Genomic DNA, 10,934 nt, shown 5'->3' on the forward strand with positions numbered 1-10,934 from the left:
GCGCGAAACTACTTCGCCGTCGTCGCCATTGCCGCCACTCTGCTCTGGATAAGGTAACTGTCCACACGGCCTAGTGCTCCGCGCCCACGGCGACCTCGATCAGTTGCAGATCGTCACGGACAAGCCAGTTCCGCAAGCGACTGCAGGTCACGTTGTCATTCGCGTTGGCGCGTCCTCGTTCAACTATCACGACGTCTTCACGGTGCGCGGCATGCCCGGCATCAAAGTTCCGCTTCCCGTGGTGATCGGACTCGATCTCGCCGGCACGATCAGTGCGATCGGTGACGACGTCTCCGGCTGGAAGGTCGGCGACCGCGTGCTGGTCAATCCGCTTAAGCCCGGGGTCGGGTTGATGGGCGAGATGACCGACGGCGGCATGGCTGAATATGTCGCTGCGGATGCGCGCCAATTGATCCGCCTGCCCGATGCCGTGACCTTCGAGCAGGCAGCCTCGCTTCCCGTCGCCTATGGCACGGCACATCGCATGCTGATCACACATCGCACGGTAAAGGCCGGCGACAAAGTCCTGATCCTGGGTGCGAGCGGCGGCGTCGGCACCGCCTGCATCATCCTGGCCAAGCTGCTCGGAGCTGAGGTTATCGCCTGCGCCGGCAGTGACGAGAAATGCGCGCGACTGAAGGCGCTCGGGGCCGATCACGTCGTCAACTACCAGACCACGGATTTCTCGAAATGGGCGATCGCGCAATACGGCAAGCCGGAGCGGCGCACCTATGAAGGCGGCGTCGATGTCGTGATCAACTTCACCGGCGGCGATACCTGGGTGCCGTCGCTGCGTTGTCTCAAGCGCGGCGGCACCTTGCTGGTTTGCGGCGCCACTGCTGGATACGATCCCAAGGAGGATCTCCGCTACGTCTGGAGCTTCGAGCTTAACATCCGCGGCTCCAACAGCTTTTACGAGGAAGACCTCACGGCGCTGCTCGATCTGATCGCAGCGGGCAAAGTCGATCCGTTGATCGATCGCGCCGTGCCTCTGGATCAAGCCATCGAAGCTCTAGCCCAAATCCGAGACCGCACGGTGCTCGGCAAGGTCGTCGTCACGCCCTAACCGGCTGCCTTCCATTCCTTCGAAAGATTCAGATCCGATGACCAACAACAATACCCCTTCGATCGATGACATCCGGGCGCGGTTGCTCAAGGCGCCCTATCACCAGTGGCTCGGGCTCGACGTGACGTCGGTCGGCAACGGTGAAATCGAACTTACCGCCAAATGGCGCGAAGAATGGGTCGTCAATGTCGAAGGCGGCTACACGCATGGCGGCATCCTTGCGACGCTCGTCGATCTGACCGCCGACTGGGCACTGGTGTCGAGCAACGGGCGCGGCGTGCCAACGCTCGACCTGCGCGTGGACTATCACAGCCCGGCCAGAGGCGACCTGCATGCCGTCGGCAAGGCAGTCAAGCTCGGCAAGCAGTTCTCGGTCGCGGAAGCCAGAATCTATGATGCCGCGGGCAAGCTCGTCGCAAGCGGTCGGGGCGTCTATCTGACGCCACAGCAGGATCGATAGATGAGCATCCAGCTCGATCACGTAGTGATCAACACGCAGTTCGAGACGGACACTGCCGCGCAGCTGTTCGAAGGGCTCGGCTTTCAGCTTACGCCTCGCGGGTTCCATCCGACGCTCGGCTCTGTCAATCACCTCATGGTGTTCGAGCATGCCTATCTCGAATTGATCGGGCTTCCGCGCGGCGGCGACCACGTACGCCAGGAGCTGATCGACAGCCCGATCGGCCTCAATGGGCTCGTCTTTGCCAGCGAGGATGCCGCCGCAACACGCGATGCCGTCGTTAGGGCAGGCTTCGACGCGCAACCGGTGCAGAACTTTGCGCGCCCGTTGACCATTGACGGACGGGAGTACGAGGCGCGCGGTACGGCTGGCGCTCGTTTCGTTCGTGGCCGGACGCATCTACTTTTGCCAGCATCACACGCCTGACCTGATTTGGCGAAGGAACTGGCTCGACCATCCCAATGCTGTCACCGGGATCGTCGAGCTGACCGTCGCCAGCACCGATCCGGAAGCCACGCGCGAGCGGTTCGATCGCCTCGGCGCCATCGGCGGAGATTTTGCGCTCACAGTCGCCGATAAGGCCGCCCTCGCCGCCAGATTCGGAGAGCTCTCTCAGGTCGGCGCAGAGCGGACAGAGCGCTTCGCCGCCGTGACGTTGCGAAGCTCCGATCCGCAGATCGTTGCCGCCCGCGCGGCGTCCCTCGGACTGCCCCACGATTCGACGAGCCAACGCACGGTCGTTGCGCTGCCGGCTTTCGGGGCGTTGATCGAGGTCGTCGCATGACTACGGTAAGCAATCTCGGCAAGATAATCGATCCTGCGGCCGACAGGAACCGGCTGGCCTTCATAGGCATCGACGCTAAGCTTGCGGAAACACGTTGCACCTTCGGCGAATTGGATGACCTCGCCGATGCCGTGGCGAGGGGCCTGCACAAGCGCGGCTACAGCCAGGGTGATCGTATCGCAATTCTTGCCGCGAACTCCGTCGAGTTCATCGCCGTAGTGCTCGGCATCATGCGCGCCGGGCTGGTCGCCGTGCCCATCAACTATCGCTTTCCGAAAGAGTTGATTGACTATGTTGCCAACGACAGCAACGCGCGCCTGCTATTTTGCGACGAACAGCGGCTTGCGTTGGTTCCACAAGGCATCGCGCATTCCTTGCTTTCACGCGATGGGTTGAACAGTTTGGCGGACCTCGCCGATCCCGGTGCTTTCGAAGCATTTGCGCCAAGGGCCGACGAACCAGCGCTCGTTCTCTACACATCCGGATCAACCGGCCGGCCCAAGGGCGTCGTTCTCAGCCACACGGCGCACCTCTGGGTGGCACGAACGCGGCAGGAAACGGAGCCGCTGGCAGACGAACGTGTACTAATCGCCGCGCCGCTTTACCACATGAATGCGCTGGCGCTGTCCTTCCTGGCGCTGGCATCGCACGCCACAACCGTGCTGCTGTGGCAATTCTCAGCTGTCCCCTATATCCGGGCGATCGATCGCTATCGTTGCACCTGGCTCACCGCGGTACCGCCCATGATCGCGATGATGCTGCGCGAGCGGGACGCGCTGGCATCTGCGGATCTGTCGTCGGTACGGGTGATCAGAATGGGCTCCGCGCCCGTGAGCAAGAGTCTGCTCGAGCAGGTTCACCGCATGCTTCCAAACGCGCGAGTCATGAATGCCTATGGCACAACCGAGGCCGGACCGATCGTCTTCGCCGGCCACCCGGACGGCAGACCCATGCCTCCTCTCACATTGGGCTACGCCCATCCGAAAGTGAAATTGCGTTTGCGCGACGAGAGCGGACAGGAGAGCAAGGAAGGTGTTTTGGAGATCAAAAGTCCAGCCCTGATGAATCGATATCACAACCGCCCCGAACTCGGCACGGTCTTCACGCCGGATGGCTACTACGTCACCGGCGATGTGTTCCGTCTTGACGACGACGGCTTCTACGCTTTTGTCGGACGACGCGACGACATGTTCGTCTGTGGAGGCGAGAACATCTATCCTGGCGAAGTCGAAGCCATGCTCGAGCGGCACCCTGCTGTGGCGCAGGCCTGCGTTGTCCCGGTCGACGACGACATCAAAGGTCAGAAGCCCGTCGCCTTTGTCGCTCTTCGCGCACACGCTTCCGCGACCGAGGACGAAATCAAGAAATTCGCCCTCGAACACGCCGCAGCTTTCCAGCATCCGCGCCGCATCTGGTTTGTCGATAGCATGCCGCTTGCGAGCACACAGAAGATCGATCGGTCTTTGCTCAAATCGGAAGCTGCGGCGCGCGTTCGAGGTTGATCTGCGCAAACGCGCGCGTATCGTCGAAGCGATTACAGCATGTACTCGGGGTTCGCCTTTCGGAGCAACCTGTCTTCAGATGAGGGGTTTTCAACCTTCGCCCAAGACAGGAGTATCCCCATGACGGACGAGTGAAGCAAATCGGTCGAGTTCAAGGCGTTGTCGACCGCCTCGCAATCGTCCTATCGCCAGTGTATCTCCGCCATCCTCTACGGGCCGTATGCGCGCGAGGCCGCTGCGAAGATCGTGCGGAGATCCGCGCCGCCAAACTGCTCGGCGTGGCCGAGCAAGCGTGGGCCTCACAGCCCCTTCTTGTCCTCGGGGAGCACGCAACTAAGTAGCCAGTCACGTGTAAGACGGACGTAGTGACCTCTCCTTTAAATTCAGGAAAAGGGACAATTTGGGCGGTCTCCAGATCTGGCTCATGTAGGCTTTGGCCGGACACCGGCTTGATGCAGCAAGGGCAGAACCTGACTGCCGAAGAACTCCAAATCTTCACGAAAGTCGTAGAAGGAGATTTGCATTCCGTCGCAGCCGGCGCGATTTAGGGCGATCACCAATCGGCTACCTGCTGCGGGCTGCCGATGAGATGGACGTTGCCGCCGAGGATGCGGTCCCGTGGGACATGGTTTTTCCATGCCGCGGCGTCCCCACTTTTGAAATGGTTGGCGTAGCCCGCGGCGGCTTCCATGTCGGCAAGATCGATAATCCGGTCATAATAGGCCCGCGCCTCAGCCTCTGTCGACCGGCAGACGATCATCGGGTTGATGATGGTTCGTATCTGGCGGCCATAGCCGCGCGCCTTCGCTTTCAGGCTTGCCGTATGCTCCGGCAGAACCTCCAGGGCACGATTGATGTTGGCCCCTCCGGGGCTGGTGATGAACACAAGGTCGGAGTGGCGTGCCGCGAACGAGAACCCGGCAGGCGAGCCGGTTGCATTGACGAGAATGGGGCGGCCGTATCTTGGCTTGGGCCGCACGAATGCTTCCTCGAGCTGCCAGAACCGCCCGCGATGCGTGAGGTTCTGCTCGGACCGCCAGAGCGACTTCAAGATGGCGACGAATTCGCCGGCCATGTCGTAGCGCAGATCGTGGTCCAGGCGCCGCATGCCGAACATAAGGGGCTCGGCCGGATTGAAGCCCGTCACCACGTTGATGCCGAAGCGTCCTTTGGAGATGTGATCGGCCGTCGCAGCGAAGCGCGCAAGATGCATCGGGTGCCATGGCCCGTACAGCACATGGATAGTCGATAGGAGCAGCAGCCGCTTGGTTATGGCCGCAAGCGCCGTGACCGTGATGAACGGATCGATCGAATCTTCGCGAAAACGGATGGCGCCGCCATAGCCACCGGCCCTCACCCATTCTGCCAGGCCAAAGACGAGGTCGAAGCCGAGCGCTTCGGCCCGCAGGGCCAATGCCGCGTTGTATTCGAAATCCCATGATGTCGACCGGGGAGCTGCCGACGCCGACCAGCCTCCGCTCTGCGTAGGCAGGAACAGGCCGAGAATCATCGGCTGGCGCAACACGCGCGCCAGCGGGCTGTCCTCGAAATCAGCGGGAGACGCGGGCTCCGCGAGAAGCGGCTCGGAGCTCATCGCGCAATTCCCCACGACCGGGCGCGCTTGCCGCAACCTGCCCGCATCAGGCCGTAACCACGATCTTCGAGAGATTAGGAATATCGCCGGCGGCGATCTGCTTCTGCGCAATCGTCAACGGCGCACGGTCGTAATACGACGCCGCCTCGATACGGCTGGTAAGGAGCTTCTGCTCCTGCAGGAAATCGAGCACGCCCTGGCTTTCGGCAATTTCTGCGTCGGTGACGGTGAAGTCGAGCGTCCTGATATCCTTGACTGGCGATCGCAGGTAACGATCGGCGTCGGTCGCGACTTTCAGCAGATTGGCCTCGAGGCGCGAGGTCTTGGCGAACCATTCATCTGCCTGGCCGAGATTGTTCGACGTCCACCAGATCGCAATGATCCAGGCCTTGAGGAAGTTGACGGCGCCCTGCTCGCCGTTCTTCTTCAACCACTCGCCGCTCAATCCCTGAATGCCGGAAGCGCCCTTGGGATCGCGCCACAATTCTCTACCAATCTTCTGGCGGAGGAGTTGCTCGTAGGTTGGATCCCAGGTCGTCACGCCGTCGACCAGCCCGGCCTTCAGGGCTTCCGCCTGTTCGGCGACATCCTGATTCACGATAGTGATTTCCTTAAAGGGTTGCTTGATGCCTGCGGCGACGATCGCGCGGATGCTGCGGGGAAACACCGTCGTGCCGAACGGACCGGACAGCTTCTGTCCCTTTAGATCCGCAAGGTTCGTGCCCTTGAAATCGTTACGCACGACGATGCCAAAGCGCTGGTCGTGGGTGCGATGCAGGACCTTGGCACCGGGAATGCGCGCCGCGGCGCGCAAGGTTGGCGCATCGGCCGCGTAGATATTGTCGATGCTGCCCGCCACGGCAGCTTCGCCAAGCGGGCCGCCAAAGGTGAACGTCTTGAAATCCGCCTGAAGACCGTTCAGTTCGAGAATGTTGGTATGCCGCAACGTCTCGAATATCTGCCCGCCGCCGGCCCAAAGCGTCTGATAGCCAAGCGTGACCTTGGCGGGGGTGCCGGCGCGCGCGGTCATGATGGCCGGATGCGGAAATAATCCTGTTGCACCTGCGGCCGCTGCGCTCGCGCCGATCAGAAATGTCCTGCGTTTCATGTGATCTTGCCTCTTCGGGAATGAAAGGATCAATTTGTCTCGGGCTCTTTGACGAGCAGAACGCGCTCGGCCAGGAGCATCAATGCGTTCATCGCGAACCCGATCAGGCCGATCACCACCATGCCGGCGAGCACCTTCTCAGTCTCGATCGTGGTGCGGGCGAGCTGGATCATGTAGCCGAGGCCCGACGTCGCGGAGATCAATTCGGCCGCGATCACGCAAGTCCAGCCTGTGCCCAATCCAATGCGCAAGCCGGTCATGATGTGCGGTAATGTCGCAGGTATCAGCACCTGGCGGATAAACAGCCAACGCGGCGCGCCGAAACATCTGGCGACACGGACATACACCTTGGCAAGGGAGCGCGCGCCGTCATAGGCGTTGGTGAAGATCGGAAAGAAGGCACCAAGCGCGATCAGAAACCATGACGGCTTGTCGCCAAGGCCGAACCACAGGATGGCGATCGGAATCCAGGCGATGACCGAGATCGGGCGGATCAATTCCACCAGCGGCAGGACATAGCGCGCAAGAGCGGTGAGCCGTCCGAGCAGCAGGCCAAGGCTTATCCCAAGAGCGGCCGCGATCGAGAATCCGACGGAGACCCTGATGATGCTGGCGGAAACGTCACGCCACAACATTCCGGTGCTTGCTAGATCCGACAATGCCCGGGCGATGGCGGTTGGAGGCGGAAACAGATTGGCATTGATGAGACCGAAGCGCGCGCCCAGCTCCCAGGCGATGAGCAGGACAGGAATGGGCAGCAGGTATTTCGCGCCGACAAGGCCAACTTCGAAAATCTGCCACCTGCTCAGCGCGGCGTCCGAGGGCCGGTCGGCCGAATAATTGCCTATCTCCGAAACGGACATCAATGGGCTCCCGCGGGCGCAGTCTCGGGGACATCGCGCACGAGATCGGAGATGCGCTGCTTCAGTTCGAGGAACAATGAATCGCGAATTCGAATATCGGGCTGTCGTGGCCGCGGCAGGTCAATATCCAGGATGGATCGGATACGGCCCGGGCGCGATCCCATCACCACGATGCGATCGCTGAGGAAGACCGCCTCCTCGATATTGTGCGTGATAAGCACGAACGTCTTGCGGGACTTACTCCATATCGCGAGCAGTTCCTCCTGGAGCTTGTCGCGCGTGAGCGAGTCCAAGGCCGCAAATGGCTCATCCATCAGCACCACATCTGGATCTGGCGCGAGCGCCCTCGCAATGCTGACGCGCTGCCGCATGCCGCCCGAAAGCTGTGATGGATAAGCGTCCGCAAATCCGGAAAGGCCGACAAGGTTGAGAAAATGCGAGACGCGCCGGTCGAGTTCTGGCCTCCCTACCCCTTTTGCACGCAAGCCGAACGCAACGTTGTCCGCAACGGTGAGCCACGGAAAGAGCGCATAGTCCTGAAACACCATCGTTCGGTCGGGGCCGGGTTCGGCAATTTCGGCCCCATCCTTCAGAACCGAACCGGTCGTTGGCCGCACAAATCCGCCGAGGAGATTCATCAGGGTTGTCTTGCCGCAGCCGGAAGGCCCGATGATCGTGAGGAATTCGCCGGGGCGGATATCCAGTTCAATGTGCTGAAGCACGGTCAGCGGAGCACGTCCGCTTCCTTCAAAGACCTTGGAGACGCCGCGCACCACAAACATCTGTTTTCCCGAAACCTTCGATGCAAGCTTGTATCACCTCGGGCACAATCAAAGTTTTTCGAATTTCGTGTCGCACGGGATCGAGTTGTCCTGCCACTCGCACGCAGAGGAAATGATTTGCCTTCTGTAAGTTGGATCATCTTGCGAGACTCTTGTGACTTTCACACGTGCAGGCTTGGTCGCGTTAAAAAATCCCCTGGGCTCAGAGCCAACACTTTCCACGCGCGACTGCTTTTCGAGAAACTTAACCTCTGATCTGCGCCTTTTAAGCAATTGCCAGGCGGCGGCGGTTCTCCGCAAATGAAGTTGAAAAGCCGCCGGTGCGGCTGCATCACATTTGAGGTCTGCCCTATGCTGTCGAGGCTTTTGGCCGTGCTCGTTCTGTTGTCGGCGATGCAAGCCGGCGGCGAAGCGCGCGCGGAAGGACGATTGAGGATCGTCGAGCAATTCGGAACGGTCTATCTGCCGCTGCATGTGCTGCGTGACCAGAAACTGATCGAAAAGCACGGCAAGGCCGCTGGCCTCGACATCCATGTCGAGTGGACCAAGCTCAGCGGCGGCGCCGCCATCAACGATGCGCTACTGTCGGGCTCGGTCGATATCGGTGCGGCCGGCGCCGGACCGGTGATCGTGCTGTGGGACCGCACCAAGGGCTCGGCTGAGGTCAAGGTGATCGCCGCGCTCGGTGAGCAGCCGAATTACCTGATCACCAGCAATCCCAACGTCAAGACGCTGAAGGATTTCACTAAGGCCGACAAGATCGCGTTGCCGGCCGTGATCGTCTCGCAGCAATCACGCCTGCTGCAGATCGCCGCGGAGAAGGAATTCGGCGAGGGCAAGTATAGCGCGCTGGACGAGCTGACCGTGACGCTGCCGCATCCGGACGCAACGGCGGCGCTGCTGTCGGGCTCGTCGTCGATCACTGCGCACTTCTCCAATCCGCCGTTCCAGGAACAGGCGCTGCAGAATCCGAAAGTCCACAAGGTCCTGAGCTCCTACGACATCATGGGCGGCCGGATCACGCCGACCCTGCTCTACGCGACCTCTAAATTCCGCAATGAGAATCCGAAGACGTTCAAGGCGCTGTACGACGCGCTGAACGAAGCCTCGCAATGGATCGAGACCCACAAGGCCGAAGCGGCGGAGACCTATATCCGCGTCGAACAATCGAAGCTCGAGCCGGCTTTCGTGAAATCGGTGATCGACAACGAGGACGTGAGCTTCACGACGATCCCGCAGGGCACATTCAAATATGCCGCCTTCCTCGCCAAGATTGGCGCGATCAAGAACAAGCCAGCGAGCTGGAAGGACTACACCTTCGAGGTCCTTCACGACAAACCGGGAAGCTGAAGGCGGATGCCCCCGATCCATCTGTCCAATGCGTCGTTGGCGCCCGCCGTGCTCGAGGTCGTCAGGCTGACGCTGGACTATGAGACAGAGAACGGCCCGGTTCGCGCGGTTGAGAATGTCAGCTTCACCGTCGGAAAGAGCGAGCGGCTGGTGCTGCTCGGTCCCTCCGGCTGCGGAAAGTCGTCCATCCTGAAGACGATCGCCGGCTTCATCCAGCCGACGGCAGGAAACGTCCTGCTGGATGGCCAGCCGGTGAAAAAGCCGGGACCGGACCGGCTGGTCGTGTTCCAGGAGTTCGACCAGCTCCTGCCCTGGAAGACCGTGCGCGAGAACGTCGCGTTTCCGCTGAAGGTCGCCCGCGGCAAGTCGGCGTCGGAAGCGCGGGCGATCGCGCAAGACGCGCTGGTCAAGGTGGGACTGGAGCGGGCGCTGGATGCCTACCCGCACACCCTGTCCGGCGGCATGAAGCAGCGCGCAGCGATCGCGCGGGCGCTCGCCGCTGCGCCCGAGATCCTCCTGATGGATGAGCCGTTCGCCGCACTCGATGCGCTGACCCGCGCCAACCTGCAGAACGACCTCCTCGAGCTCGCGGACGAGCTGAAATTCACCCTCGTGTTCGTGACGCACGCGATCGAGGAAGCCGTTCTCGTCGGCACCAAGCTGCATCTGCTCAGCGCGCATCCGGGCCGCACGATCGGAACGTTCGAGACTTCCGGCTTCGGGCGCGACGCGCTCGGCACGGCGGAATTCCAGGATGTCGTCCAGGACATCAACGACGCGCTGTTCCGCCGTCCGGCCGGAGTTGCCGCATGACTGATGGAGCCGCTGACCTGCCGGTCACCCGCGGAGCCCAGCCGCTGGCGCGCCGTCGTCTGCTGGCGCTGACCCGCTCCGCGGCCTTCCGTCGCGGCGTCGTGCTGGCCGGCCTTGCGCTGCTCTGGCAGATCGCCGCGACGGTCGCCGCAAGCCCGCTGCTGCTGCCGAGCTTCACTGAGACGGCGGCTGCGCTGTGGGACGCCCTGCTGCACGACAATCTGATCCCGGTGACGCTGGCTTCGCTCAGCGTTCTCCTGAAGGGCTATCTGCTCGCGATCGTGCTCGCGGCCATCCTGGTTTCGCTCGCGGTCGCCAATTCCTATCTGCGCGAGGCGCTGCTGACGCTGACGGCGATGTTCAATCCGCTGCCGGCGATCGCGCTGCTGCCGCTCGCGATGCTCTGGTTCGGCCTTGGCGAGACCAGCCTGATCTTCGTGCTCGTCCATTCCGTGCTGTGGCCGTTCGCGCTCGCGACCTTCACCGGCTTCCAATCGGTTCCCGATACCCACCGCCTGGTCGGCCGCAGCTATGGCCTAGTGGTTCATCACAGTGATTTTGACGTTTTGATACCGAGCCATTCGAGGATCGGCAAGTTTTCGGGTGGCAGGA

At 61.7% G+C, this 10,934-nt stretch carries 11 protein-coding genes and 1 pseudogene; 8 read left to right on the top strand and 4 right to left on the bottom strand.

Annotated features, from left to right (window positions below; translation table 11 throughout):
• Positions 1–73: 73 nt before the first annotated feature.
• From AAFX91_RS33570 to AAFX91_RS33590, 5 genes are read left to right on the top strand one after another with little or no spacing between them, the layout of a single operon-like run.
• Positions 74–1,066 (top strand): zinc-binding alcohol dehydrogenase family protein, encoded by a 993-nt coding sequence (locus AAFX91_RS33570; protein WP_394569425.1) that lies wholly within the window; start codon positions 74–76, stop codon positions 1,064–1,066.
• 37 nt (positions 1,067–1,103) lie between these two features.
• Positions 1,104–1,526, top strand: coding sequence for a PaaI family thioesterase (locus tag AAFX91_RS33575; protein WP_394569426.1), 423 nt, complete (start codon positions 1,104–1,106; stop codon positions 1,524–1,526).
• Complete coding sequence (locus AAFX91_RS33580; protein ID WP_394569427.1) at positions 1,527–1,952, top strand: VOC family protein; 426 nt, start codon at positions 1,527–1,529, stop codon at positions 1,950–1,952.
• Positions 1,912–2,310 (top strand): hypothetical protein, encoded by a 399-nt coding sequence (locus tag AAFX91_RS33585; protein WP_394569428.1) that lies wholly within the window; start codon positions 1,912–1,914, stop codon positions 2,308–2,310. Before AAFX91_RS33580 ends, AAFX91_RS33585 begins: the two co-directional genes overlap by 41 nt.
• Entirely contained in the window at positions 2,307–3,812 is a 1,506-nt protein-coding gene (locus AAFX91_RS33590; protein ID WP_394569429.1) for a class I adenylate-forming enzyme family protein, read from the top strand. The genes AAFX91_RS33585 and AAFX91_RS33590 overlap by 4 nt, the downstream gene beginning before the upstream one ends.
• Before the next feature lie 422 nt (positions 3,813–4,234).
• Here the strand turns inward: AAFX91_RS33590 and AAFX91_RS33595 are convergent.
• The 4 genes and pseudogenes from AAFX91_RS33595 to AAFX91_RS33610 form a co-directional block, all read right to left on the bottom strand.
• Positions 4,235–5,406: pseudogene (locus AAFX91_RS33595) on the bottom strand (LLM class flavin-dependent oxidoreductase).
• A 46-nt stretch (positions 5,407–5,452) separates the two neighbouring features.
• Positions 5,453–6,514 carry an ABC transporter substrate-binding protein gene (locus tag AAFX91_RS33600; protein ID WP_394569430.1) on the bottom strand — a complete coding sequence of 354 codons (1,062 nt, stop codon included), beginning with the start codon at positions 6,512–6,514 and terminating at the stop codon, positions 5,453–5,455.
• Between the two features lie 29 nt (positions 6,515–6,543).
• A complete protein-coding gene (locus AAFX91_RS33605) occupies positions 6,544–7,377 on the bottom strand; it encodes an ABC transporter permease (RefSeq protein WP_394569431.1) in 834 nt (277 codons plus the stop codon).
• Positions 7,377–8,159, bottom strand: a complete 783-nt coding sequence (locus AAFX91_RS33610) for an ABC transporter ATP-binding protein (protein ID WP_394569432.1) — start codon at positions 8,157–8,159, stop codon at positions 7,377–7,379. Before AAFX91_RS33610 ends, AAFX91_RS33605 begins: the two co-directional genes overlap by 1 nt.
• 351 nt (positions 8,160–8,510) lie before the next feature.
• On the opposite strand from AAFX91_RS33610, the gene AAFX91_RS33615 reads away from it, so the two are divergent.
• The 3 genes from AAFX91_RS33615 to AAFX91_RS33625 form a co-directional block, all read left to right on the top strand.
• A complete protein-coding gene (locus AAFX91_RS33615; RefSeq protein WP_394569433.1) occupies positions 8,511–9,509 on the top strand; it encodes an ABC transporter substrate-binding protein in 999 nt (332 codons plus the stop codon).
• A gap of 6 nt (positions 9,510–9,515) precedes the next feature.
• Complete coding sequence (locus AAFX91_RS33620; RefSeq protein WP_282528495.1) at positions 9,516–10,322, top strand: ABC transporter ATP-binding protein; 807 nt, start codon at positions 9,516–9,518, stop codon at positions 10,320–10,322.
• On the top strand, positions 10,319–10,934 hold a 616-nt coding region (locus tag AAFX91_RS33625; RefSeq protein ID WP_394569434.1), incomplete at its 3' end, for an ABC transporter permease. The genes AAFX91_RS33620 and AAFX91_RS33625, both read left to right, overlap by 4 nt.

Source organism: Bradyrhizobium sp. 31Argb, from assembly GCF_043638955.1.
Classification (GTDB): Bacteria; Pseudomonadota; Alphaproteobacteria; order Rhizobiales; family Xanthobacteraceae; genus Bradyrhizobium.

Excerpts from the sequence above, each read along its gene's own strand:
- AAFX91_RS33575 (WP_394569426.1), top strand. The coding sequence starts at position 1,104 with ATGACCAACAACAATACCCCTTCGATCGATGACATCCGGGCGCGGTTG.
- AAFX91_RS33580 (WP_394569427.1), top strand. The coding sequence starts at position 1,527 with ATGAGCATCCAGCTCGATCACGTAGTGATCAACACGCAGTTCGAGACG.
- AAFX91_RS33590 (WP_394569429.1), top strand. The coding sequence starts at position 2,307 with ATGACTACGGTAAGCAATCTCGGCAAGATAATCGATCCTGCGGCCGAC.
- AAFX91_RS33600 (WP_394569430.1), bottom strand. The coding sequence starts at position 6,514 with ATGAAACGCAGGACATTTCTGATCGGCGCGAGCGCAGCGGCCGCAGGT.
- AAFX91_RS33605 (WP_394569431.1), bottom strand. The coding sequence starts at position 7,377 with ATGTCCGTTTCGGAGATAGGCAATTATTCGGCCGACCGGCCCTCGGAC.
- AAFX91_RS33610 (WP_394569432.1), bottom strand. The coding sequence starts at position 8,159 with ATGTTTGTGGTGCGCGGCGTCTCCAAGGTCTTTGAAGGAAGCGGACGT.
- AAFX91_RS33615 (WP_394569433.1), top strand. The coding sequence starts at position 8,511 with ATGCTGTCGAGGCTTTTGGCCGTGCTCGTTCTGTTGTCGGCGATGCAA.
- AAFX91_RS33620 (WP_282528495.1), top strand. The coding sequence starts at position 9,516 with ATGCCCCCGATCCATCTGTCCAATGCGTCGTTGGCGCCCGCCGTGCTC.